Here is a 25,337-nt window from a genome sequence, read left to right as displayed (position 1 = left end):
CAAAAGAATTTTTTCGGTATCGCCTACATAATTGTAACCACCAAGCAATTCAAATCGGTGTGTGTAATCGGATAAGTCTTCTATAATTTGAGAATAGGCTTCGCTTTCATAATCAGTTCGGGAAACAAGTTGATGATTTATTTCTACCAATTTTTTCTCTACTTCTTGTATATCGGTAAAGGCTTGATAGGCTTCTTCGAGTACGGTTCGTCCTTGTTCAAAATCGATATCCTGACGCAAGAAACCAATGCGAACTTCTTTCTCGGTAGCAATTTGACCCGAATCAGGTTTGAAATCTCCAGCCAAAATTTTGAGCATCGTTGATTTTCCCGCACCGTTCTTTCCGACAAGTCCAACTCTATCACCAGCACCCATTCTGAAGGTAACTTCTTCAAACAAATATGTTCCTCCAAAAGAAACTGACAGATTGTGTATATTAAGCATTTATTGTGATTTTATCCTTTCTGAAAACGTAAATTTGTAACTCGAAAAAAGGAAAATTAAAATTTTTTGCAAATGTTAAAAAAAGGATCCAAATTATATAGTATTTTAACAGGAACTTGTCCAAGATGTCAAAAAGAAAGCATGTATTTGGACAAAAACCCTTTGCATTTTTCAAATTTGCTAAAAATGAACGAAAATTGTAGCCACTGTGGTTTGAAATATCAAATTGAGCCTTCGTTTTTTTATGGAGCAATGTATGTAAGTTATGGACTGAATGTGGCGTTAGGAATTGCCACTTTTATTGTTACAAAACTCATCTTTGAATCGAGTTTGAAATTTTCATTTATTTCTATAATACTATCCTTAATTGTTTTAGCTCCTTTTGTTTTGAGATGGTCTCGAAACATTTACATCAATATGTTTGTTGCTTACAAACCCGATTTATAAAAGTAGGTAGGGTTTTTTAGAAGCTTTTTCCTGCTGTTCGCTGTATCTTTTGTGCCAAACCCTGGCACAAAAGGATGTCGCTACCATCAGGGCTAGAGCATTTATCTTTTAAAAACATCTCTAAACTGATACAACAATCGTTCAATCAACCGTAAATCCTCGGTAACAATATCGGCAGTTCCTGACATTTCTTGCTGGAAAACAATTTGTTTTTTATACGAAGTATGCAATCCGTTTGGCAAAGATACATTAATCAAAAAATTTCCATCTTTGTCAGGCGTCAAGGAAATAGCATTTATTTTTCCTTTAATAATTCCAAATTCGCGGTCTGGATAATTTACCAATCTGATATTAACAGTTTGCCCAATTTTTATTTTACCTGAGTTTTGTGCCGGGGCTTTTACTTTACCTACATGGTCTTTTTCGTTTGTTGGAATAACAGCAAATACATTTTCGCCAGCGTTTACGGTTTGGTTTTCTGCCCAAAGTTGTAAAAAGCTAACTTTCCCGTCAATCGACGATCGTAAAACATAATTCAACTCCCAATCTTTAATCGCTTTTTTGAGTTGATAAAAAGCTTGTATTACATTGCGTTCTAAATTTACATTCTCTTTACTTTCATTGATTTTGGTAGTTTTAGAGTTTCTATTTAACTCGTTTAAAGACGATTTTAATTGAGAAATAGTGCTTAACAAACTCTTATAATTTCTTTCAACTTGTAGGTAAGATAATTTATGTTTTTCTAATTCCTGTGTTGCAATAATACCTTTGTTGAATAAACCTTGGTAACGATCTAAATCACTTTTTTGTAAAACCAATTCGTTTTGATTAATGCTTCTTTGCGATTCTAACAAACTCAATCGCTCTTTAAGTTGAATAATTTCATAGTGTTGAGCTGATCCGTCTACTTGATAAGGTTGTAATTTAGCATTCAAATCATCGGCGACACTTTCTTTTTGAAAAACAGCAAAAAAACTTTCAATTTCGCCCAATTGAGCCGACTTTAATTTCTCAAAAGGAAATTTACTTTTATCAATGTCGATTGTATCAATAATACTTTTCAGTAGAAATACGTCTTTGTAATTAGCCGAATTCTCTATAACAGCAATTGGTGTGTTTTTAGAAACAGTTATTTTGTCATTTACCAAAATAGCTTCCAACTTTCCTGAAGTTCTTGCCACTAATTTTTCGGGTGGAATATTGGTGGTAATCATGATTTGCGTCGAAATAATATCAGGATATTTAACCAACCACGATACAAAAAACAATAACAATAAAATGAGTAAAACCATAATTGAACCCCAACGAATCATCCAATGCGGAACTCGTGTTAGGATTTCTTGTACTTCTTCGCTTCTTAATTCTATTTCTTTTTCGTCTGACATTCTTTTATTTTTTAAATCTGAAATCAAAAATTGTTAATTTTCATTCTTATTATTTTATGTGGCTAACTGCAACTGATTACGCACCAATTCATAATAACTTCCTTTCAATTTCACTAACGCGTTATGATTCCCTATTTCAATAATTTTTCCTTTTTCTAAAACCACTATTTGGTCAGCATTCATAACGGTACTTAATCTATGCGCAATGACAACAACAGTTTTATTTTTGAAGAAAATATCGAGTTTCTCCATAATTTCTTTTTCATTATTAGCATCAAGAGCAGAAGTAGCTTCATCAAAAAACAACATTTCAGGATTTTTATAAACCGCTCTTGCAATCAACAATCGTTGCTTTTGTCCGGTACTCATTCCAACTCCTTCCATTCCGATTTTGGTATTATAACCCAATGGATAGTCTTGAATAAAAGTTGCAATATTAGCCACATCAGCAGCATAAACCAATCGTTCTTTATCAATTATATCAACTCCAATCGCAATATTATTGGCAATGGTATCATTAAAAATATAACCCTCTTGCATCACGGTTCCTACGTGGTTTCGCCAAGTTTTTTGAGCAATGTTCTGCAAATTTGTCATTGCGTTGATAGGAGAAATCGCATCAGATTTGCACCTAAGTCCTATCTCTCCACTATTTGGCTCATAAAACTTCAATAACAACTTCATTAAAGTAGTTTTACCGCTTCCACTAGTGCCAACAATTGCAGTTACTTTGTTAGCAGGAATAATTAAGTTCAAGTTTTCTAGAACAAGATTATCAGAGCCGATATATCTAAAACTTATATCCTTTAATACTATATCAGCCTCTTTTGGTATATCGTGTGTTTGAGTTTCATCTTTTTGAATTTCATCTTCTTTCTCGTGTATTTCTGATAAACGGGCTAACGATATTTTGGCATCTTGAGCCTCACGGATAAAATTAATAAGTTGTAAAATAGGACCATTTAAACTTCCTACAATACTACTAATGGCAAGCATCATTCCCAGCGTAATTTGCCCATCAATAACTAATTTCGCAGAAAGAAAAATTATTATAATATTTTTTATTTCATTAATAAAATTAGATCCTATGTTTTGAGTTTGTTCTAATACTAAACCTTTCATAGAAACTTTAAAAAGCCTTGCTTGAACATATTCCCAACCCCATCGTTTTTGTTTTTCGGCATTATGCAATTTTATTTCTTGCATCCCATTAATAAGCTCAATAACTTTGCTTTGTTCCTGCGAAACAGCTGCAAAACGTTTGTAATCTAATTTTTCTCTGCGTTTCAAAAACAAAATGACCCAAAAGAAGTATAAAAAACTTCCTGTAAAAAATACAGCAAATATTTTCAAATTATAATAAGCCAAAACGCCTCCCATTATAAACATATTGATTAATGAGAATAGAACGCTTAAAGATGAGGTAGTCAATATTCTTTCAATCCTATGGTGGTCATTGATACGTTGCATAATATCGCCAGTCATACGCACATCAAAAAACGAAATAGGCAAATTCATTAATTTAATAAAAAAATCAGAAATCAACGATATGTTTATTCTAGTAGAAAGATGTAATAAAATCCAACTTCTAATAAGCTCTAAAGCGGTTTTACCCAAAAATAAAAACAACTGCGCAAACAGTATCATGTAAATAAAATGAATATTCTGATTTTGAATGCCAACATCAACAACACTTTGTGTTAAAAACGGAAAAATAAGCTGCAATAAACTGCCAGCCAACAAGCCAATAATAAGTTGGATGACAAATGATTTGTAGGGGAATATGTATTGAAACAGCAAAGAAAAACCAAATCCTTTTTTATCTTCACTCTCAAATTCTGTTTGATAAAATTTTGGTGTTGGTTCTAGTAATAATGCAATTCCCTCTTCCATAGTTTTTGTTGCATTGTTTCCAATCCAGAATTTCAGAAAATCTGTTTCATTATATTCTAACAATCCAATTGCAGGGTCAGAAATATAATAAATTCCCTTTTTAATTTTATACAACACTACATAATGTGATTTATCCCAATGTAATATGCATGGCAAAGGTGCTTCTTGTAATTTGTTTAAGTTCAGTTTTACACCTAATGAACGAAAACCAATTTTTTCAGCAGTATCACTCAAAAACAACAAATTACTACCAACACGTGTTGTTTCTGAAATTAGACGTAATTGTTGAATATTAATAGTTTTGCCATAATTCTTGGCAATGATTTTTAAACAAGTTGGTCCACAGTCTTTAATGTCAGGTTGTTTGTAAAAAGTAAAATTTGTCATTTATTATTTTAAAGTTATCATATAAATTTACGAGGAATTCTATCAAACCTTTTTAACAAAAAGACAAAGTATTAATTAAAAATTTTTAATCCATCACAGTTACCATGATTAAGTCCTTATGGTTTTTTATTTTGAATTTGAATATATATATATATATATATATATATAGCACAAACAGACCAATTTACACCTTCATCTATTTTAAATCGATAACGCATGAAAGTTTTTTTTCATTCTAAATCTTCTGTTATTTGGAATTAATGGTCTAATTGATAAACCAATTCAAATTAATCCATTTTGAGTAAATTTCTCTTTATATAGATTTTCAAGAATTAAATTGTTTTTTTCGTCAGCTCTACCAATTACCAAAATCAAAAAAAAAAATTCTCCACCTAGCACAATTATTTTTTTTCTGAAAAATCTATTTCAAAATATTTAACATTTTTTTGTGTAATATTTATTATGGTCGGGTCATAATTTAAAAGTTTGCTGGGATGTCCGTTTTCATTTTGATAAAACTTAATCTGAAAGATACTGCAAAAAGGTTCGTTAACTTCTCTTACTTTTGTAGAATCTTAATTAGGCTTCTTTAATATTGATGCGTTTGCTCGAATTATAACATTTGTTAAATGTGTTTTTTGGAATTTAAATTTCCTAAATAAGTGTAGATATTTAGTTCCCAGCAAATGGGAGATAACTATTGAGTAAATCATTATTTGTTTTCATTTTTACTTTTGTGAAGGAAAATTTTTTATGTATTTAATTAACTATAATTTCAGCTAAATTTATTGGTTTAATAGACATCACAAGTGTATTTTTAATCTCATTAACATCTAAATTTAATTCTTTAGAACCAATTGAATTGATTATAAATTTATCAAAACTGAGGTCTAATTAAATATTTCATTATCATTTGTATATGTTCCCAAATTATCTTTGTAAATAATTATAGAAAAAGGTAATGTATTCTTTGTTACCTAATTTAAATCTATAATTTTTGTTTGGTCATATAGTTTTAAGCAAATTCCAACTTCAAGAATTAGCTTTATTAGGTTATTTATCTTTTCATAAATTTATTTTATTATTTCTAAGCCAAAATTAAAACACTGTAAATAGATTTTACTATACCTTGCTTCTTTCCAATCTCCTTTTTTTCCGTTAACTAACCAACGATGATACTCTTTAAAATTTGAACTGTTTTTTCTTCTTACTGCTTTGAATGAGGGTTTTTCGGTGTAGCCTATTTTTTTGTAATACTCCTCATCAAAAAGACCAATAACAATGAATATACCTCTTTTTGTGAATTTAGTTTTTGAAATACGACTTAAATTAACAGTAACATCCTCTTCACTTTTATTTCTTGAGACAAGAAAATTATTATTAAAAATCTTTTCGTTAGGTATCCCTTTTATTGAATCTACACTATATAAATTAACTTCAAAAGGAACATATTTAGTGGCATTACTTTTAGTAAATTGATTTTTCGCTGTCTTAATAATTATCTTTTTTATAAAATAATTTTCTAGCAAATCATCATTAGGAACATATATTGCAACTTCTAAATTATATGGAAAACTAATTCCATCTGTTTTTAAACTTAAAATATTTTTTTCTGGAAAAATTAATTTTTTAATCTTTTTTTGAGCTATAATTTTTACCTCTTCTAATTTATTAGTTTTTTCTTCAATATAGATTTTATCAGAATTAATTAAAACATCTTTGGTGAAAAAAATATCACCAAAATTAACATGTGAAATTTTTATACTTGTAAAGTTTTGCTTTAAATCAATTGAAAAATTTCCTATATCATCTGAATTAGCAATAAACTTGTTTTCAATAAAAATATTAGCAAATTCAATTGCGGTAGAATCATTTTTATTTATGAGTTGTATGATTTTGTTATTTTGAGAATAGAAACTAATTACAGTAAAAAAATTTAAAAAAGAAATTAATATTTTCATAATATTCAACTATTTTAATTATTTTAAGTGATAGATATTGGGGATGACTGATCATCCCCAATATTACTTAGCAAGCTCCTATAGGACATGGTCCAGAAGTTGATTCCCAACTACCAAAGCCAATCCCTAGAAAAGAAGGTCTAACATCCCAAGTACATTTTTCAGCTACCACACCACCGTTATACTCAATAATTTCCCCTGTACACTCAAGGTTTGTAACTTTTATTCCACCATTAACGTTTTTTTGTTGTTCCTTTGACAAAAGAACAACTCCTTCTAAATTTAAAATGTTTTTTAACATAATATAAAGTATAAAAATTTGTTTATCTCAATCTATTTTAAGTCAGTTGAGTTTCTGACTACTCTTGCAAGAATATTTTTTATCTATTTTAAAATAGATTCTAAGTTTTGTTTTCTAATAACATATCATCTATGAAGTAAAAAATATCATTAATATTATATTCATTTGGATAGTAGTAATTATTTATAATAGTTGTGGGAGTTTGATGAATCTTATTTTGAATAGTCCAGTCCAGATGGCTTTTTAAAATAGCATCTATATATTGATTTTGTGCTACAATTTGTTTGTGCTTTTTAATCCAATTATTAAAATCCTTATAATCAAACCATTCTTTTAAAGCTTCTATTGCCTCCTTTTTTGATTTCCTTTTATATAATTCCAAAAAAGAATATAAAATTTTATAGGCTGGATTATTGGGGTCGTTTGTAAATAATGAAAAAATAAAATTTATTTGTACATCCTCATATTTGTTTACTATTTCATAGTAGGTTTGAAATGATTCAGCACAAAATCCACACAATGGGTTTGTAATCGCAATGATAACTAACTTTGGCTTTTTTGAACCAAAAAATATTCTGTCACTATCAAGTAATACATCATTATTTATTAATTTTTTTTTTGATAGTAATTCGTTAAATAAATTTTTATTTCTTTTGAATTTTATAAAATCGAATTTTGTAGACTCTAAATTTATATTTTTGATTTGTATATCTTTAATTGTATGCCATAAAGTAAATATAAAAGTTACAATAATAATCGCTTTTGAAATTATAGATAGTTCAAAAATGAAATAATCAAAATTATATAATAAAATCAAAAATTGAATAATTAAAATTCCTGATATTCCAATGCACAAAGCACACCAATCTTTTATTATAAATGCTTGATAATATAATGAGTAAATCATGACAAGTATACTACAAATTGAAATTAGAAAGAGTAAACTCACATTGAATTCAACAAAAATAGAAAATAATAATATTGAGGAAAAATAAACAATACAAGCATCGCTTAAAGAAATTATATTAAATAGTTTTGATTTTGTATTATTTATTACATTACTACAGCCTTGATTTTTAGAAACTGAACTACAAAATTTATTTATTCTTTTGTTATTCATCCCAAAAGTTCCTTTGATTATTAAATAACTAATTAGAAACCCAATAAATGTAAAAACATTAAATAGAATTGAATATTTATTAAAATTTATAATCGAAGGAATAATGCTAGATAATAATAAAATGCAAAATAATAAATATTCTTTTTTTAGTTTATTAGGATTTTCTTCTTGTTCTTTTGTTTCAATGACTATAATGACACTATTCCAAACTTCTTTTAATTTATCAAAAGACATTTTTTGCTTTTCTAAATCTTGATTGACGACCACAAAATAATCTTTCTTTCTTCTTACTAGAAAAGGATTTACATCATTGTCATTTTTTAGTAGGGCAATAAAATTTTCAGGTAGTTCAGTTATTGCTTCAATAGGCACTTTTGCTACCATATTTTCAATACCAAAATAGTCGAATGTGTCGGATATTGATTTTAAACTTGGGAAGTCTTGATGGGTTAATAGTTGTAATTCAAATGTCTTGCTGTCAATAGAATAATTTGACACTTGTAAATACAAATTCGGCAAGCTTGTAATTGATGTGTTCAAGATTTTGACGTTTTAAATAAATAAAAATATAAATTATTTGAGTTATAGGAGTTTGCCTAACTAAATTTTAAAATACTTAAAGCTTTAATCTAGATTTAAAATCTAAACTTTTTTCGAACTCGAAACCTAATAATCAATTGCTTTTTTTTAGATAATTAATAAATATTTTTTGTTTCTCCAAAATCATCCAAAAATCCATCTCTAAAATCTACAACTTACACTTTGATTCTTTCAAAACGAATGTAAGAATAATTTTAGTAAAAATGCGTTTAAATTAAACACCAAAAACAGTAACATAAAAATTTCATAGGATATATTTAAGCGCTTATTTGTGCTTAAATTTGCATAAAAAGAAAAAAGAACTATCTTTGTTTGTATAAAACCTCTCATTATGGAACATCAAAAACTAATAACCATACGCAAAACAAAAGGAATTACCCAAGAACAAATGGCAAAAAAAATTCCGATGGAGCAAACCACCTATTCCCGCAAAGAGCGAGGTAAATCACCAATAAGCAATGAGGAGTGGGCAAGAATAGCCAAGACCTTAGAGGTTTCTGTTGAGGAAATTAAAGATGAAAATATTCCTATTGCTATAAAAAATGAAAACTGTACTTTTAATGACAATGCTATTGGAATTCAGTACGTTAACATTCCTCAAGAGGTTTATACAATTGTCCTGAAATATAATTCAAAATTGGAGGAAGAGAACAAACAGTTAAAAAATGAGTTAGACAAAAAATAAATCATCTATTTTCTATCAAACCTTTGAATATCAATTGTTTTATCTAAAGGTTTTTGATATTCTATATTTTCGAATAATGCTTTTGCCATAGATGGACCAAGCATTACGCCGCGAGTTCCCAAACCATTAAGAATATGAATTGATTTATGTTCAGCATGTGTTCCTACTAATGGTCTTCGGTCTTTAACCGTTGGGCGAACACCGGCAAAATGTTCAATGATTTCGAACTCGCAGGTGATAATCTCCTTTATCCGTTCGATTAATTCTATTTTACCTTCTTGGGTTGGTAAGTCTGTTTTATCTTTCCAATTGTAAGTTGCACCCACTTTGAATAAATTATTCCCCAATGGCAGAATAAATACACTGGTGTTTACAATTACATCTAAATTTAAAAGTGGTGCTTTTATAATAAACAACTCTCCTTTTGTCCCATCTAAAGGCAAATTTTTAAAATAAGGATTAGCATGCATCCCAAAACCTTCGGCAAAAATAATATGCTTCGCTTTGATTTCTTTATATTGAATTCCAGATGTAGTTAATTTCAATGCATTATAATCAAAAGAGTCCTCAAGAAACAATTGATTGTTTACAAGATAAGCTCTATAACTATTCAACAATAAAGCAGTATCAACATATCCGGTATGTAAAACTTCGCCATATCCAAAAGGGGAATCAATAGAAGTATATTTTTTTAGAATCAAATTCGTTGATAAAAACGGTGCCAAGTTCTCTTTATCAGAGGCTGCAAACCAATTATTCTGTTCTTCGATAGAGAAAAATTTTCTTAAAATTGGAGTCTTAAAATCAAATTGAACGTTTAGTTTTTTTTCTAAAACCGTAAAAAAATCATTCATTACGGCTAACTGCTCTTTGGCTTGCCAAACTTCGCTAAACCGTTTTAAAATTACTGGATTGTACAAACCACCAGCAATTTTAGAGGATTTTTGTGAATTATTGTCTATTACCAAAATAGATTTACCGTTTTGAAAGGCTATCTCTGCAAATGAAATACCTGCTAACCCAGAACCTATTATTAAATAATCAATCATTGGAAGTTGGAAGTTAAAGAGAAAATTGAAAACTAATAGTATTTTCTTTATATTTAATGGAATTGTTTTCTATCATTTTGTCATTGCTTCGCCTTTTCGAGCTTTGCTCAGGAAGACTCGAGCAAAGCGAACAGGCGAAGCAATCCCAACAAATGTGCGCAACAAGATGAGATTCCTCGTGCCTCGGAATGACAAATAGTACGTTAGTCTTTATTGGTAATCCTGATGCTTCGGGACAAAAGTAAATCATTGTAATTATTGAAATAAACCAAAAGAACTTCTACCAATGGCAGAAGTTCTTCTAATTTTATATAAAATGAAATTTAATAATTCCACATGTCTTGTTCGAAATTTCGGATTTTTTCTCTTACTCTATCTGATTCTAATAGTTGATTTTGCGCATTATCTTTCATATAACTTACAATAGCTCTATCGCCGTAAACATTTTCCTCTTGGTAAATGACACTATTAAATTTCCTCGAATTTAAAATTTGATCAAAAGATATGGGCATCGATGAGTTTTTGTCATTAAAGGCTTTTGCTTCGTGTAAAACATTTCTAGCGTCGGGGAAAAATACCCAAAACAAGTCGATATAATCTTTTTCGTCGCTATTCATAGTATATACGTCAGGAGTCACTGGACAAATACCTAGCAAACGATATTTTAATTCGCTTTGACGTTTGTCAAAATACCAATACCCTTTAACCTTAAACTGTGTTACATCTTCGGAAGTAAGATTATAAGGAATAATATACTCTGGAGAAATTGGTATTCCAGCATTGATTTGCTCTCTACCTGCATCTGTGGTATCAATTCGAGTTAACGAAGCTTGAATGTCTTTTAAAGTCTTTTTGGTATTGAAATAACTATCCGTATAGACTTCGGTTAATTCTCCACTTTTCATTGAACGTATTAAAACATCGTATAACGAGCGTCTGTCAGGTCCAATATTTGCAGTGTCTATTGGGAAATATAAAGGAAAATTGATTCTTTCGCTTAAATCAATTATTTCCCATACTGTTTTTCCCATCAAAACATCTCTATCATGAACATAACCGTATTCTAATGGTTTGTCGTTGTCAGATATGAGTTGTGCTGCAGACTTAATTCCTATTTCTTCAGGTATTTTTGCGTTGAGCAAATTAGACTGTGCAACCGAGGTTAAACTGCCTGATACAGAAATAATAGCGAGCAAAAAATTTCTTACGTTCATCATGGTATTAGTATAATTTTATCAGAGTTACTATATAACTCCCTTTTTATTGTATTTCGTATATAACTACTGAAGTTCTTGGTAACAAATAACTTCCAGCTCCAACAAGTTTTGTTTTAATCTCAGAAATAGTAACTTGATCGCCTCTTCCAGCTTTAGAAAGTACTGATTTACATTGCGCATTTAATCTATTTCCTTGAACAACAACTGTAGGTTGACCTGAAATTTTAAGGTTAAAACCAACAACATCTAAACCAACTTCAAAGTCAAAATCAACTAATTTTGCTCCAACTGTTGAAATTTCTAAACTTTGTTTAGGACCTTTTACAACGCCCATTTCTCCTCTTATTGTTCCAGATGGACTAGGAATTCCTTTGATTCTAAAGATTTTACTGTCCGATACTTTTCCATCAGGAAGTGTACCTGTAACATTTATTGCAACTTGAGTCCCAGCTTGTGGTGTCATACTGTATTTTCCTCCTCCAAGTTTTGTTAATCCTGGAGCAGATGCTGAAACTTTATCGTCTGAAATTCCTGCAAAGGATATTGTCATTGGGTTTACAACACCACGATAAACAACATTCATTTTATCGGCAGATATAGTAGCTGATTTTGGTCGAGCAACAACTACATAGTTTCCAACTATTTTCAATGGCACTAATTTTCCATTTTCTTCAAAATTAAAAGAACCAGTTATTGGATGATCTCCTATTGAACCTGCTCCAAAAGAAAAATTTGCTTCTCCTGCTTGTGCTTTTACACTAGAACCGTTTACAATTACTGATTTGGCAATTAATTTTTCATCGTATTTACCCAGAATAATTTTTCCTTTTACTGCTTCACCTTGAAAGAAAACTGATTTCTCAAGAACAACAATTGGCTTATACTTTGTTAATGATGCAGCTGCGATCAAATCAGATTGAAACATTCCTGCCATTACATCGCTCTCGGTTGCTTTAACATCGGCTTGCAATTGTGATAATTTTGTAACTGTTGCAATTAATGGATACCCTTTGTAGTGATAATCTATCCAAGATAAAGTAGCACCTGCTGTTTTAGATCTAACTGGATTTGTAGCAAATCTAGCTTCAATTTTATTCATTTCAATTTCAGCTATAGAACTTCCTCCTATTTGCTTGATTTGAAAAGTATAATTTTTAATTTTATCTAAAAACTCTTTTCCTTCTTTAGAGGGTTTTTCTCCTTTAAAAAACAATCTATCCACTAAATCGCCTTTGTCCATTTGCTCATAAAGAAAATTTCCTTCGGCATCTTTATCGGTTTTTCTAGTAATTGTTGTTTTAATACTTTCTAAATAATCGCAATACTCTTTAGAAATTGCTCTTATTTTTTCAACTTTTATTTTTTTGTCACCGTATTGACCTGCTTGATCTTGAGCTTTTTGTGCTAATTGATCAAATGATTTTTCATTTCTTTCATCATTTATCGAATTGGATTCGATAATTTTAAGATTTAAAATTCCAAATGCTGATAATACTTCTTTGGACAAATTTAATGCTAACATCGCGATAAAAACCAGATACATCAGGTTAATCATCTTCTGTCTAGGGGTAAGTTTTCCTCCTGCCATATTTTCTAATAATTAGTTATTATTTATAGTTATAGTTTGGAACTAATTATCCTTTATTATTCATTGCTGTTAACATTCCACCATAAACGTTATTTAAAGACGATAGGTTAGAAGTTAGGGATTGCATTTGTTCTTTTAATTTTATATTGTTCTCTACAACCTCATCATTTACTTGAGCATTTCTAGCGGCGCTTTGTAATTGTACTTTGTATAGACTGTTTAAAGATTCCATTTGAGCTGCAGCTAATGTTAACTCTTCGCTGTATTTTTTAGTAGATGCGATTGCATCAACAGTAGGAGAAATTCCTTTGGCTGCCGATTCAAAATTTTTGATGCTGTTTCCTAAACTTGACATTAATTCACCATCAATTTTTGCTTCTTTAAGCATGGCATCTAATTTTTGAGATAACATTCCTTGAGCTTCTGAAGTATTCTCTACTTTGTTAGCTTTGACAGGTAATGCCTTTTCATCTAATAATTGTGGGTACACATTCTCCCATTTGTATTCATCATCTACTGGTTCAAATGCAGATAGAGCAAAAATTCCAGCTTCAACTACAAGTCCTATTGTAAGCATTAGATTTCCAGTTACCCAACCAAATTCTAGGTGAGTTATTTTGAATAAAGCACCAATAATTACTACTGCTGCTCCCATTCCGTAAGCAAAATTCATCTGTTTTTTATTTAATAATGCCATGATTTTAATTTTTTTAGTTAGTGTGTAGGTTAAATTTTAATAGTTTTATCTTCTTTTTTTAATTTTTTCTGTAGCTTGGGTTCCCATATAATCTTGAACTGTTCTAAATCCTATATAACTTCTGGCTGAGTCTGCATATTCATGATCTCTTGTGCTTACTTGTATGAAATAGGCAACATCTTTCCATGATCCACCTCGCACTACTTTTCGTCTGTTTCTATAATCTTGTACGTTTGGATTCATTGACGACACATATTCGTAGGCATTTGGATCATAAGATGAATCCGTCCATTCAGCAACATTACCTGACATGTTGTATAAATTATATCCATTAGGTTCGTATGATTTTGCTTCTACTGTATATAATGCTTGGTCGGCTGCATAATCTCCACGATTTGGCTTGAAATTAGCTAAGAAACAACCTCTGTCATTTTTAGTATATGGTCCACCCCACGGATATGTTGCAGATTCTAAACCACCTCTAGCGGAATATTCCCATTCTGCTTCTGTAGGTAATCTAAATCCATTGATGAAATCTTGTCCTTTCTTTTTAGATTTTATATAATTGTTTTTGTTCAATGTTCTCCAATTACAAAAAGCTTTTGCTTGATCCCAATTCACTCCTACCACTGGATAATCTCCGTATGCTTTATGCCAAAAATAATCATTGTGCATAGGTTCGTTGTAAGAATAAGTAAAATCTTTAATCCAAACTGTGGTGTCAGGATATACTGTTGGCTCTTCTGTTCTTATGAACTCACTACGTTTGCCTGTTTTAGCTTTCGCAGCAGCTTGAATATCCATCCAAGAGTAATGATATTTTAATTTGTTGACATCTATAGTTCGCAATCCGTTGTAGGATTCCGCCTGTGGTAAGTACAAGGAATCCATGACCTCAGCATAATATTCATCTGGATATAACCGAGTATCTTTTATTAGTTTTACCTTTTTATTGAGCCTTCGTCCTGCATAAGGATTTTCATCTACGCTGTAATAGTTGTCGTACATGTATTTATCATAAGCGGTCATTTTTTCAGGATCGCTATCATTAAATGCGTAATCTGCTATGCTACCAGCAGCTTTTCCTTTACCCTTTTTGGCATCTGTAGCTGTTGTTCCGGCAGTTATTCCGTTTTCGTCTGCAACAATCGCAAGACGAACTCTCATAGTGGAGTCTTTTACCCATTCTATAAATTGTCGGTATTCATTATTTGTGATTTCAGTTTCATCCATGTAGAAAGAACGAACCGTAACTGTTTTTGTAGTAGCATCTTCGACGTGTGCAATATCATCGTCTGCTTTTCCCATTATAAATGAGCCACCAGGAACTAATGTCATTCCAAATGGTTTTTCAGGATGCCAATTTGAACCTCTGGTTCCTACTAATTCTCCTTTGTCTCCTGTTTTTGCACAGCTTGTTAGTAACGCTAAAATCGCTGTAAATGCAATAAACTTCTTCATACAAGTTTGGGTTATTTTTTTCATTATTATTTTGTGAGTAAACCTATTTATTATTATTTAAAAAAACAATTATTTTTAGGTCTATTTGTTACACAGACCAAAACTAAAATTAAAATTGGAAATAAAAAAATATTTTATCGATAAAATGCATAAAAATACGATAAAATACCAAAAATTCTATTTTTTTGTAATATTTAACTTAACTTTGATTGAAATAATTGTTGTGTTAAAATGCAGTTATCTTACATTTTATATGTATTTCATCGATAAATTAAACAATATTCTTACGTTGTGCCTTCCACCAACGTTCCGGAATTTCTTGATTACAAGCTCCAAGATAATCCTCATAAGAACATGGTAATAACGTGTTCTTCTTTAATTTATTATTGCTATTCAAAATAAAAGGAATTTCTATCCACCATCTATCGGTCTTATTACTTTTATAAAAAATTAATTCTTGATCTAATGGGATAATGTATTTTAAATAATTATCCTTACTCCCAAATGGATACTCATTTGACCTGTAATGAAAACCTTCAATAAAATACCATAATATTTGTGCAATTAAAACTGCTTCTTGTTTGGAATCGTTTTGATTGAATATTCCAAAAAGTGAAACTTTATCACTAATACCTGCATAACGCGACAAAGAACATATTTCCTTTCCGTTAAAACCATTGGGTGTAAAAGGGTTTAAATTTCCAGAATCAGATGATTTCACACTTGTCAAATCAATACTCACTATATCAGCGTCTCTAAAAACAGGTTCTGCTATGGATAAGTTGTTAGCAACATCTCCCAATCGATAGGCATCAAAAAACAATTTATCAATCAAGTCTATTTCCTCTTGTGAATTATAATATGTTTGAAATCCAATATTACTGTAGTTAAAAAGATTGTTTGGTTCTTCAATAATTATTTTGGTCAGATAGGAAGTAGCAGAGACAGGATCACTTTCTTTACCAAAATCAAATTTATTGTCAATGGATACTAAGTTTACCATTTGTTCTAAATTGTCATACGCACGATAAAGTGCATACGTCAAATCCTGTGAACCACCAATAATAAGGGGTACAATTTTTTTCTTGATTAAACCAGAAACGACTTTTCTTAAAGCAAAATAAGTGTCCTCTTTTGAATTTCCTTCCAGAATATTGCCTAAATCTGCAATAGAAGCATCCCAATTTCCAGGAAATAAACTGTACAATTCTTTTCGAATGTGCAACAATTCAATAGGTGTTTTTTGATTTTTGTTTCCTCTATTTTCCAAAACACCAATTATGGCAAGACTTACTTTTGATAAATCGGGAAAATCAGTTGCCGAATGAAACACCACTTTGCTTCCCAATTGCTGTGAAGAAAATGCTGTAAAATGTTGAAGTGTATCAGTATCTAAAGGCTCTAGAAAATCAAATTCCATTCTATTTCTTTTTAGCAGCTGGTTTTTTTGAAGCAGTTGCTTTAGCTCCGCTCTGTTCGGCTTTGCCTCGAGTCTTAGCAGCCACTTTTTTTGCTGGGGTTTTCTTTGCAATCATTTCTTGAACTTGTTCCAAAGTCAATTTTGAAGCATCAATATCTTTGTTTAATTCAATTTTAATTTTTCCTTTGGTAATTTCAGATCTTCCCCATCGTGCTTTTTGAACTAAAATTCCCTCTGTTTCCCAGTTATGAATCACCTTGTCGATGTTTTTTTGTAATTTATCTTCTATCAATTCTTCGATGTCTTGTTGTGATAAATTATCGAAATTGTATTTTTTTGATACATTTATAAAAATACTATTCCATTTTATAAAAGGTCCAAAACGACCCGTTCCTTTTTGAACGCCTTCGCCTTTGTAAACTGCAATTGGCGCATCGGCTGTGGCTTTTTCGTCAATTAATTCTTGTGCCCTTTCTACATCAACCTCTAAAGGGTTTTCTCCTTTTGGCAAAGAAACAAAAACACTTCCGTGTCGAATGTACGGACCATAACGACCATTGCTTACCTCAACTTCTTCTCCTTTATAAGTACCGAGATTTTTGGGCAACAAAAATAAATTCAAAACTTCTTCGAGCGTAATGTTTCCTATGTTTTGATCTGCCATTAAACTGGCAAATTTTTTATCCTCATCATCGGCTTCTCCAATTTGTGCCATTGGACCAAATTTCCCTAAACGAACCGAAACTTGTTTTCCTGACTCAGGGTGTTTTCCTAGAATTCGCTCGCCGCTTTCTCTGTCAGCATTAGCTTCTACTTCTTTTACATTAGGGTGAAATTTATCGTAGAACTCTTGCATCATGGTAGTCCAATTCACATTTCCTTCGGCAATTTCATCAAAATCTTCTTCTACTTTGGCAGTGAAATTATAATCGAGAATAGTTCCAAAATTCTTCACTAAGAAATCCGTTACGATGGTTCCAATATCAGTAGGAACTAGTTTTCCTTTATCAGAACCCGTATTTTCTTTGAGTAACTTCTCGCCTACTTTGCCTGATTGCAAAGTCAGTTGCGTATAATTTCGCTCTTGACCATCAAGATTTCCTTTCTCGACATAATTTCTGTTAATAATTGTAGAAATGGTTGGCGCGTACGTTGATGGTCGACCAATGCCAAGTTCTTCTAATTTTTTTACCAAAGAAGCTTCGGTATATCTTGCTGCGGCACGTGAATATCTTTCGGTTGCAGTGATATAATTATTTTGCAGTTTTTCGTTGACTTTCATAGCTGGCAACATGCCTTCTTGCTCTTCATCGTCATCATCATTGCCTTCGAGATAGACTTTTAAGAAACCTTCAAAAAGCAATACTTCACCCGAAGCTGCAAAAATCTCGCTTTGATTATTGGCTTCAATTTTTACATTGGTACGTTCTAATTCGGCATCACTCATTTGTGAAGCCAAAGTTCTTTTCCAAATCAAATCATACAAACGTGCTTGATCTCTGTCAATGTTTACAGTACGTCGCGACATATCTGTAGGACGAATGGCTTCGTGTGCTTCTTGCGCACCTTTGCTTTTATTGACAAAAGTTCGGGGTTTTGAGAATGCCGCACCATAAGATTTGATGATTTCGGCTTGAGCTGCTTCCATCGCATCTTTGGACAAATTCACACTATCTGTTCTCATATAAGTGATGAGTCCCGCTTCGTACAAACGTTGTGCAAGCTGCATCGTGATTCCTACAGGCAAATACAATTTACGCGCCGCTTCTTGTTGCAAAGTCGAAGTCGTAAATGGTCCAGTTGGAGATTTTTTGGTCGGTTTTGTTTCTAAATCCGAAACTTTATAAGTAGAACCGATATTCTTATTCAAGAAATCTTCGGCTTCTTTTTTAGTATTAAAATTTTTAGGAAGTTTCGCTTTGAAAGCTTTTCCTGCTTCATTTGTGAATTCTGCCACAACTGAATAGGTTGCTACAGCATTAAAATTTTGGATTTCGCGTTCGCGCTCTACAATCAAACGAACTGAAACCGATTGTACCCGTCCAGCCGAAAGTCCACCTTTGATTTTTCTCCAAAGTACAGGCGACAATTCATAACCCACTAAACGGTCCAAAACTCTACGAGCTTGTTGTGCGTTGACCAAATTATAATCTATTTCACGGGGATTTTCAATTGCTTTTAGAATCGCTGTTTTTGTAATTTCGTGAAAAACAATTCGCTTGGTTTTGCTTTTATCTAGTTTTAATTCTTCGGATAAATGCCACGAAATAGCTTCTCCTTCTCGATCCTCATCACTTGCTAACCAAACCATTTCGGCATTTTTGGCCAAAGTTCTTAGTTTGGCAACCAACGCTTTTTTGTCGGCCGAGACTTCATATTTGGGTTTGAAACCATTCTCAACATCAACACCAATTTCTTTAGATGGCAAGTCGGCAATATGCCCATAACTTGACTCGACTTGGTAATCGCTTCCTAGAAATTTTTCGATTGTTTTTGCCTTTGCAGGAGATTCGACTATAACTAAATTCTTTGCCATTGTTGATTTGTTTCTGCAACAAAAGTAGCGGATTTTTTTAAATATTGAGATTTTGAATTAATTTTTAAAAATATTTATTGTCTTTTGTATACTATTTAATGACTCAAATCAATTGTTTTAGTGTCATATATTTCATTATGTTTACTTTACGAACTGGTAATTCATGTCAAAACAATTCTATGAATCGATTAGAACAATTAACAAAACTACAACAAACTCAAAACTGGGATGTAATTATCATTGGCGGTGGAGCAAGTGGACTAGGAACAGCAGTTGATGCGGCAAGCAGAGGTTACAAAACAATATTGGTCGAAGCGGTTGATTTTGCCAAAGGAACTTCAAGTCGAAGCACAAAATTAGTTCATGGCGGTGTTCGATATTTAGAACAAGGTAATATTTCATTAGTTAAAGAAGCGTTGAAAGAACGTGGTTTGATGGCTAAAAATGCGGCACATTTAGTTCGCAACATGACTTTTGTAATTCCAAACTACAACTGGTGGCAAGGTTATTTTTACACCATTGGACTTACCATTTATGATGTATTATCAGGACGATTGAGCCTTGGAAAATCAAAATACATCTCCAAGAAAAAAACCATTGAATTACTTCCCACTGTCGAACAAAGAGACTTAAAAAGCGGTGTTGTTTATCATGACGGTCAATTTGACGATGCTCGAATGGCGATAAACTTGGCTCAAACTGCGATTGAAAATGGTGCTTGTGTTTTAAATTATATCAAAGTAATTCAATTGATAAAAGACAAGAATCATCAAATCATTGGTGTTGTAGTTGAAAACAAAGAATCAGGCGAAAAATTTGAACTAAAAGGAAAGGCAATAATTAATGCAACCGGTGTTTTTACCAATTCGATCATGAAAATGAATGATAAAGCCTATAAAAAATATGTTGTGCCAAGTCAGGGAATACATTTGGTTTTTGATAAATCATTTTTACCGAGTGAAAATGCATTAATGGTTCCCAAAACTAGTGATGGTAGAGTACTATTTGCTGTACCTTGGCACGATAAAATTGTTGTTGGCACAACCGATACTTTAATAAAAAGCCACAGTTTAGAACCAATAGCATTAGAAAAAGAAATAGCTTTTGTACTCGAAACCGCACAACAATACTTGTCAAAAAAACCAACCCGAGCCGATGTTTTATCTGTTTTTGCAGGATTACGACCATTAGCTGCGCCTGAAGAAAAAGGTCAAAGTACCAAAGAAGTTTCTAGAAGTCATAAAATAATTGTTTCAGAAACGGGATTAATTACCATAACTGGAGGCAAATGGACTACGTATAGAAAAATTGCCGAAGACATTATCAACAAAGCTATTACTGTACATCAATTGCCAAAGATTGCATGCAAAACGGAACATCTTTCGATTCATGGAAATACAAGTACAAGCGATTTAAAACGAAAAAATCATTTGTATATTTACGGAACAGATATTCTTGAAATAGTGCGGTTGCAAGAAAACCAACCTGAATTAAACAAAAAATTACATCCAAATTATGACTATACAATGGCGGAAGTTGTTTGGGCAATTCGAAATGAAATGGCTCGAACTATTGAAGATGTTTTGGCAAGACGTGTGCGATTGCTTTTCCTAGACGCTAGAGCAGCTTTAGAATGTACAGAAAAAGTAGGCAATTTATTAGCGGAAGAATTGGGTAAAGATGAACTTTGGAAACAAAATCAAATCAGTACTTTTAAATCTCTGGCAAAAGGATTTCTTTTAAAGGAATTTCAATTATAAAATTATATTTTTAACAAAATGAAAAATAAACTTATCCTTGCTCTAGATCAAGGCACGACTTCTTCGAGAGCCATTCTTTTTAATATCAACGGAGCAATTGTAAACATAGCACAAAAACCGTTTGAACAAATATTCCCCGAACCAGGATGGGTTGAGCACAATCCTAACGAAATATGGTCATCACAAATTAGTGTTGTTGCCGAAGTCATTGCAAAAACTGGTATTTCCATAAAAGAAATCGCGGCAATTGGCATTACAAATCAACGGGAAACTACCATTGTCTGGGATAAAGAAACCAGCGAACCCATATACAACGCCATTGTATGGCAAGATCGAAGAACAGCTAATTACTGTGATGAATTGAAAGCACAAGGACATATTGATTTAATTAAACAAAAAACTGGGTTGGTCTTGGATGCTTATTTTTCGGCAACAAAATTAAAATGGATTTTAGACAACGTCAAAGGTGCACGTGAAAAAGCCGAACAAGGAAAACTCTGTTTTGGAACTGTTGACACTTGGTTGATATGGAAATTGACTGATGGCAATAATTTCATGACTGATGTTTCTAATGCTAGTCGAACAATGCTTTTAAACATTCATACACTAGATTGGGACGAGGAATTATTACAATTATTTACAATCCCAAAAGCAATGTTACCCGAAATTAAACAAAGTAGCGAAATTTATGGCGAAACTTCACCTTCCTTATTTACCACACAAATTCCAATTGCTGGTGTAGCTGGTGATCAACAAGCCGCACTTTTTGGACAATTATGCACACAACCAGGAATGGTAAAAAACACCTACGGAACGGGTTGTTTTATGCTAATGAATACCGGAGATAAGCCTGTTTATTCTAATAATAATTTGCTTACAACAATTGCATGGAAAATTAACGGTAAAACAACTTATGCACTCGAAGGCAGCGTATTTGTGGGTGGTGCAGCGGTTCAATGGTTGCGAGATGGAGCAAAAATGATTAATTCTGCTGACGAAATAGAAACATTAGCTGCAAGCGTTCCTGATAATGGTGGCGTTTATTTCGTTCCAGCATTGACTGGTTTAGGCGCACCTTATTGGGATCAATATGCTCGAGGAGCTATTTTTGGAATTACTAGAGGAACTACAAATGCTCATATAGCAAGAGCAACATTAGAAGGAATTGCGTATCAAGTTTACGATTTAGTCAAAGCAATGGAAGCCGATTCTGGCACTAAAGGAACAGAATTAAGAGTTGATGGTGGCGCAGTTGCCAATAATCTTTTGATGCAATTTCAGTCGGATATTTTTGGATTTAAAGTAATAAGACCCAAAACATTAGAAACAACAGCACTTGGCGCAGCCTATTTAGCTGGATTGGCAGTTGGCTATTGGAAAAACAGCGACGAACTGCAAAAACAATGGTCCATAGACAGAGTGTTTTCGCCAGAAATGCGTCAAGAAACCGTCACTGAATTAATTCAAAACTGGGAAAAAGCCATTGGACGAACCCAAAATTGGATTGAATAGACATCAATAACAATTTCAATAAAAATCTTAAATCTTAAATTATTATGACACCATTTATAGCAGAGATTATCGGCACCATGTTACTCCTTTTATTAGGGAATGGAGTTGTTGCAAACGTTGTTTTAAAAGGAACCAAAGGCAACAATTCAGGTTGGATTGTTATTACTACTGGCTGGGCATTTGCCGTTTTTATTGGAGTTACTGTGGCTGGACCTTATAGTGGAGCTCACTTAAATCCGGCAGTTACAATTGGATTGGCAATTGCTGGAAAATTTGCTTGGAGCCAAGTTATTACCTATATTATTGCACAATTTATTGGTGCAATGGCTGGAGCAACATTGGTTTGGATCTGCTATAAAGATCATTTTGCAAGTACCGAAGATGAAGGCCTTACACTAGCCTGTTTTTGCAATGCGCCCGCAATTAGAAAAAACAAATCCAATTTAATCAGCGAAATCATTGGCGCTTTTGTTTTAATATTTGTTGTATTCCATTTCACAGCTCCAGAACTTATTTTGAGTAATGACCCAAAAGCACTCATTGGACTTGGCGCAATTGGCGCATTACCTGTGGCGATTTTAGTGTGGTCAATCGGACTTTCACTAGGAGGAACAACTGGTTATGCAATTAATCCAGCAAGAGATTTAGGTCCAAGAATCATGCATGCGCTTTTGCCTGTAAAAGGAAGTAGTGATTGGTCCTATTCGTGGATTCCGGTCTTAGGTCCAATAATTGGTGCAGGGTTGGCTGCAGGATTGTATCTATTATTGCAGTAACACTCACAAAAACAGCTCTAACTATTTCAAAGTATTAGCCCGTTTTGAGGGTTTTGGATTTAATAAAATAGTGTTAAATCTTCGTCTGACAACTTGTCATATTTATCCAAATTGCATTATCTTTGTCATCAGAATAATAATCATGGAACACGAAGAAAGCAAACAAGGCGAAAGCTTGGTTTTAGAATATAAACCAGAGAATAGTAAGAAACTTTTTATAGAGAGTTATGGTTGTGCAATGAATTTTTCAGACAGCGAAATCGTAGCCTCAATCTTATCTTCAAATGGATACAATACTACTCAGATTCTAGAAGAAGCCGATTTAGTTTTAGTAAATACTTGTTCGATTCGTGACAAAGCAGAACAAACGATTCGCAAACGCTTAGAAAAATACAATGCCGTAAAACGCATTAACCCGAAAATGAAAGTGGGTGTTTTAGGCTGTATGGCAGAACGTTTGAAAGACAAATTCCTCGAAGAAGAAAAAATTGTTGACCTAGTTGTTGGCCCAGATGCTTACAAAGATTTACCCAATTTATTATTAGAAGTCGAAGAAGGTCGTGATGCTATAAACGTGATTTTGTCAAAAGACGAAACCTATGGTGATATTTCTCCCGTGCGATTGATGAGTAACGGAATTACGGCTCTAGTTTCTATCACTCGTGGTTGTGATAATATGTGCACGTTTTGCGTAGTGCCTTTTACTCGAGGTCGTGAACGCAGTCGTGAGCCGCAAAGTATTATGACTGAAATTCAGGATTTGTGGGACAAAGGGTTTAAAGAAATTACGCTTTTAGGTCAAAATGTAGACAGTTATCTATGGTATGGTGGCGGATTAAAAAAAGATTTTATCAATGCAAGTGAAATGCAAAAAGCAACTGCAGTAGATTTTGATAATTTACTCGAAATGGTAGCCATTGGTTTCCCTAAAATGAGAATCCGTTTTTCGACTTCGAATCCTCAAGATATGCACGAAAGTGTATTACATATTATTGCGAAATATCCAAACATTTGCAAACACATTCACTTGCCAGTTCAGTCTGGAAGTGATAGAATTCTAAAGGAAATGAATCGTTTACATACACGTTCAGCATACATGACTTTGATTGATAAAATTAGAGGAATTATTCCAAATGCTTCGATATCGCAAGACATGATAGCAGGATTTCCTACTGAAACGGAACAAGATCATCAAGATACATTATCATTAATGGAATATGTAAAATATAATTTTGGTTACATGTACAGCTATTCTGAACGTCCAGGAACATTGGCAGGACGCAAAATGGAAGATGATGTTACCGAAGAAATTAAAGCAAGAAGATTACAAGAAATAGTCGATTTGCAGCAAAAACACGCTTGGTTGCGCTCTGAGGAATTCATAGGACAAACAGTGGAAGTTTTGGTCGAAAAGTTATCAAAAAAATCAAATGCAGAATTTTCGGGAAGGAATTCACAAAGTATAACGGTAGTTTTTCCAAAAGAAAATTATACCATTGGCGATTTTGTAAATGTAAAAATCGAAAGCTGTACAAGTGGAACTTTGAAAGGAATTGCTGTTGGGTATTCTGAAATGAATTAATTAAAATAGCCACAGATTAAAAAGATTCTCACAGATTTTTGAAATCCTTTTAATCTTTTTAATCTGTGGCAAAAAAACCCTTAATAAATCAACTGTAAAAATATTTTAATGGAAGGTTATAGAGAACAAGAAACTTATAAAATCATTGGTATTTGTATGGAAGTCCATAGAATTCTTGGTCCAGGCTTATTAGAAATAGTTTATAAAGATGCTTTAGAAATTGAGTTTAAAGAAAATAACATTCCTTTCGAAAGAGAAAAAGAATTTTCGATTGAATATAAAGGTAAAATTTTGCCTCATAAATTCTATGCGGATTTTATAGTGAATGAAGATATAATATTAGAAGTTAAAGCTGTTAAAGAATTTTCTAACGAGCATATTGCTCAAGTTTTAAATTATTTAAAGCTTGCAGATTCAGAAATTGGATTATTAGTTAATTTTCAAACCAAATCTTTACAATACAAAAGATATTCACTTTAAAAAATCTGTGGGAATCTTTTTAATCTGTGGCAAAAA

Annotated in this window: 20 protein-coding genes; 7 read left to right on the top strand and 13 right to left on the bottom strand. The window is 32.2% G+C overall.

The annotated features are described in order from the left end of the window. On the bottom strand, nucleotides 1-444 hold a 444-nt coding region (locus RMO53_RS04260; RefSeq protein WP_310378354.1), incomplete at its 3' end, for an ATP-binding cassette domain-containing protein. Between the two features lie 72 nt (nucleotides 445-516). Between RMO53_RS04260 and RMO53_RS04255 the strand changes: the two genes are divergently transcribed. Further along, nucleotides 517-891 carry a DUF983 domain-containing protein gene (locus RMO53_RS04255; protein WP_310378352.1) on the top strand — a complete coding sequence of 125 codons (375 nt, stop codon included), beginning with the start codon at nucleotides 517-519 and terminating at the stop codon, nucleotides 889-891. Between the two features lie 101 nt (nucleotides 892-992). Here the strand turns inward: RMO53_RS04255 and RMO53_RS04250 are convergent, their stop codons facing one another. The 5 genes from RMO53_RS04250 to RMO53_RS04230 all read right to left on the bottom strand — a co-directional run bounded on the left by RMO53_RS04250 (nucleotide 993) and on the right by RMO53_RS04230 (nucleotide 8,310). Further along, nucleotides 993-2,276: an HlyD family efflux transporter periplasmic adaptor subunit gene (locus RMO53_RS04250; protein ID WP_310378350.1), complete on the bottom strand. Its 1,284-nt coding sequence runs from the start codon at nucleotides 2,274-2,276 to the stop codon at nucleotides 993-995. A 54-nt stretch (nucleotides 2,277-2,330) separates the two neighbouring features. Further along, nucleotides 2,331-4,556: a peptidase domain-containing ABC transporter gene (locus RMO53_RS04245; RefSeq protein WP_310378348.1), complete on the bottom strand. Its 2,226-nt coding sequence runs from the start codon at nucleotides 4,554-4,556 to the stop codon at nucleotides 2,331-2,333. A 1,073-nt stretch (nucleotides 4,557-5,629) separates the two neighbouring features. Next, nucleotides 5,630-6,517 (bottom strand): hypothetical protein, encoded by an 888-nt coding sequence (locus RMO53_RS04240; protein WP_310378346.1) that lies wholly within the window; start codon nucleotides 6,515-6,517, stop codon nucleotides 5,630-5,632. A gap of 67 nt (nucleotides 6,518-6,584) precedes the next feature. Then, the gene (locus RMO53_RS04235; protein ID WP_310378345.1) at nucleotides 6,585-6,779 is read right to left on the bottom strand and encodes a hypothetical protein; all 195 of its coding nucleotides are present in this window, start codon (nucleotides 6,777-6,779) and stop codon (nucleotides 6,585-6,587) included. 139 nt (nucleotides 6,780-6,918) lie between these two features. Next, nucleotides 6,919-8,310: a vitamin K epoxide reductase family protein gene (locus RMO53_RS04230; protein ID WP_310378343.1), complete on the bottom strand. Its 1,392-nt coding sequence runs from the start codon at nucleotides 8,308-8,310 to the stop codon at nucleotides 6,919-6,921. Nucleotides 8,311-8,869: 559 nt separating this feature from the next. Here RMO53_RS04230 and RMO53_RS04225 point away from each other — a divergent pair. Next, entirely contained in the window at nucleotides 8,870-9,223 is a 354-nt protein-coding gene (locus tag RMO53_RS04225) for a helix-turn-helix domain-containing protein (RefSeq protein WP_310378342.1), read from the top strand. 5 nt (nucleotides 9,224-9,228) lie between these two features. On the opposite strand, the gene RMO53_RS04220 is transcribed toward RMO53_RS04225, so the two are convergent. The 7 genes from RMO53_RS04220 to topA all read right to left on the bottom strand — a co-directional run bounded on the left by RMO53_RS04220 (nucleotide 9,229) and on the right by topA (nucleotide 19,191). Continuing rightward, entirely contained in the window at nucleotides 9,229-10,272 is a 1,044-nt protein-coding gene (locus RMO53_RS04220; protein ID WP_310378340.1) for an FAD-dependent oxidoreductase, read from the bottom strand. Nucleotides 10,273-10,595: 323 nt separating this feature from the next. Beyond that, complete coding sequence (gene gldN / locus RMO53_RS04215) at nucleotides 10,596-11,486, bottom strand: gliding motility protein GldN (RefSeq protein ID WP_310378358.1); 891 nt, start codon at nucleotides 11,484-11,486, stop codon at nucleotides 10,596-10,598. 46 nt (nucleotides 11,487-11,532) lie between these two features. Beyond that, nucleotides 11,533-13,077 (bottom strand): gliding motility protein GldM, encoded by a 1,545-nt coding sequence (gene gldM, locus RMO53_RS04210; RefSeq protein ID WP_310378338.1) that lies wholly within the window; start codon nucleotides 13,075-13,077, stop codon nucleotides 11,533-11,535. A gap of 46 nt (nucleotides 13,078-13,123) precedes the next feature. Then, a complete protein-coding gene (gene gldL, locus RMO53_RS04205; protein ID WP_310378337.1) occupies nucleotides 13,124-13,774 on the bottom strand; it encodes a gliding motility protein GldL in 651 nt (216 codons plus the stop codon). 45 nt (nucleotides 13,775-13,819) lie between these two features. After that, a complete protein-coding gene (gldK, locus tag RMO53_RS04200) occupies nucleotides 13,820-15,235 on the bottom strand; it encodes a gliding motility lipoprotein GldK (RefSeq protein WP_310378356.1) in 1,416 nt (471 codons plus the stop codon). Between the two features lie 271 nt (nucleotides 15,236-15,506). Then, nucleotides 15,507-16,655, bottom strand: coding sequence for a formimidoylglutamase (locus RMO53_RS04195; protein ID WP_310378336.1), 1,149 nt, complete (start codon nucleotides 16,653-16,655; stop codon nucleotides 15,507-15,509). A gap of 1 nt (nucleotide 16,656) precedes the next feature. Continuing rightward, nucleotides 16,657-19,191, bottom strand: a complete 2,535-nt coding sequence (gene topA, locus RMO53_RS04190) for a type I DNA topoisomerase (RefSeq protein WP_310378335.1) — start codon at nucleotides 19,189-19,191, stop codon at nucleotides 16,657-16,659. A 179-nt stretch (nucleotides 19,192-19,370) separates the two neighbouring features. Here topA and RMO53_RS04185 point away from each other — a divergent pair, with 179 nt between their 5' ends. The 5 genes from RMO53_RS04185 to RMO53_RS04165 all read left to right on the top strand — a co-directional run bounded on the left by RMO53_RS04185 (nucleotide 19,371) and on the right by RMO53_RS04165 (nucleotide 25,301). Then, nucleotides 19,371-20,951, top strand: a complete 1,581-nt coding sequence (locus RMO53_RS04185) for a glycerol-3-phosphate dehydrogenase/oxidase (RefSeq protein WP_310378334.1) — start codon at nucleotides 19,371-19,373, stop codon at nucleotides 20,949-20,951. Nucleotides 20,952-20,969: 18 nt separating this feature from the next. Continuing rightward, on the top strand, nucleotides 20,970-22,463 hold the full coding sequence (glpK, locus tag RMO53_RS04180) for a glycerol kinase GlpK (RefSeq protein ID WP_310378332.1): 1,494 nt from the start codon (nucleotides 20,970-20,972) through the stop codon (nucleotides 22,461-22,463). Between the two features lie 44 nt (nucleotides 22,464-22,507). Next, entirely contained in the window at nucleotides 22,508-23,239 is a 732-nt protein-coding gene (locus RMO53_RS04175; protein ID WP_310378330.1) for an MIP/aquaporin family protein, read from the top strand. A 142-nt stretch (nucleotides 23,240-23,381) separates the two neighbouring features. After that, nucleotides 23,382-24,821 (top strand): tRNA (N6-isopentenyl adenosine(37)-C2)-methylthiotransferase MiaB, encoded by a 1,440-nt coding sequence (gene miaB, locus RMO53_RS04170; protein WP_310378328.1) that lies wholly within the window; start codon nucleotides 23,382-23,384, stop codon nucleotides 24,819-24,821. Between the two features lie 108 nt (nucleotides 24,822-24,929). Continuing rightward, nucleotides 24,930-25,301 (top strand): GxxExxY protein, encoded by a 372-nt coding sequence (locus tag RMO53_RS04165; RefSeq protein WP_310378326.1) that lies wholly within the window; start codon nucleotides 24,930-24,932, stop codon nucleotides 25,299-25,301. Nucleotides 25,302-25,337 lie beyond the last annotated feature (36 nt).

This window comes from Flavobacterium sp., from assembly GCF_031409475.1.
Classification (GTDB): domain Bacteria; phylum Bacteroidota; class Bacteroidia; order Flavobacteriales; family Flavobacteriaceae; genus Flavobacterium.
Note: the sequence above shows the minus strand (reverse complement) of the source record. Positions and strands in the feature narration are given on the sequence as shown.

Excerpts from the sequence above, each read along its gene's own strand:
- RMO53_RS04250 (WP_310378350.1), bottom strand. The coding sequence starts at position 2,276 with ATGTCAGACGAAAAAGAAATAGAATTAAGAAGCGAAGAAGTACAAGAA.
- topA (WP_310378335.1), bottom strand. The coding sequence starts at position 19,191 with ATGGCAAAGAATTTAGTTATAGTCGAATCTCCTGCAAAGGCAAAAACA.
- RMO53_RS04240 (WP_310378346.1), bottom strand. The coding sequence starts at position 6,517 with ATGAAAATATTAATTTCTTTTTTAAATTTTTTTACTGTAATTAGTTTC.
- miaB (WP_310378328.1), top strand. The coding sequence starts at position 23,382 with ATGGAACACGAAGAAAGCAAACAAGGCGAAAGCTTGGTTTTAGAATAT.
- RMO53_RS04165 (WP_310378326.1), top strand. The coding sequence starts at position 24,930 with ATGGAAGGTTATAGAGAACAAGAAACTTATAAAATCATTGGTATTTGT.
- RMO53_RS04245 (WP_310378348.1), bottom strand. The coding sequence starts at position 4,556 with ATGACAAATTTTACTTTTTACAAACAACCTGACATTAAAGACTGTGGA.
- RMO53_RS04225 (WP_310378342.1), top strand. The coding sequence starts at position 8,870 with ATGGAACATCAAAAACTAATAACCATACGCAAAACAAAAGGAATTACC.
- RMO53_RS04195 (WP_310378336.1), bottom strand. The coding sequence starts at position 16,655 with ATGGAATTTGATTTTCTAGAGCCTTTAGATACTGATACACTTCAACAT.
- RMO53_RS04185 (WP_310378334.1), top strand. The coding sequence starts at position 19,371 with ATGAATCGATTAGAACAATTAACAAAACTACAACAAACTCAAAACTGG.
- gldM (WP_310378338.1), bottom strand. The coding sequence starts at position 13,077 with ATGGCAGGAGGAAAACTTACCCCTAGACAGAAGATGATTAACCTGATG.
- RMO53_RS04220 (WP_310378340.1), bottom strand. The coding sequence starts at position 10,272 with ATGATTGATTATTTAATAATAGGTTCTGGGTTAGCAGGTATTTCATTT.
- RMO53_RS04255 (WP_310378352.1), top strand. The coding sequence starts at position 517 with ATGTTAAAAAAAGGATCCAAATTATATAGTATTTTAACAGGAACTTGT.
- glpK (WP_310378332.1), top strand. The coding sequence starts at position 20,970 with ATGAAAAATAAACTTATCCTTGCTCTAGATCAAGGCACGACTTCTTCG.
- RMO53_RS04175 (WP_310378330.1), top strand. The coding sequence starts at position 22,508 with ATGACACCATTTATAGCAGAGATTATCGGCACCATGTTACTCCTTTTA.
- gldL (WP_310378337.1), bottom strand. The coding sequence starts at position 13,774 with ATGGCATTATTAAATAAAAAACAGATGAATTTTGCTTACGGAATGGGA.
- gldK (WP_310378356.1), bottom strand. The coding sequence starts at position 15,235 with ATGAAGAAGTTTATTGCATTTACAGCGATTTTAGCGTTACTAACAAGC.
- gldN (WP_310378358.1), bottom strand. The coding sequence starts at position 11,486 with ATGAACGTAAGAAATTTTTTGCTCGCTATTATTTCTGTATCAGGCAGT.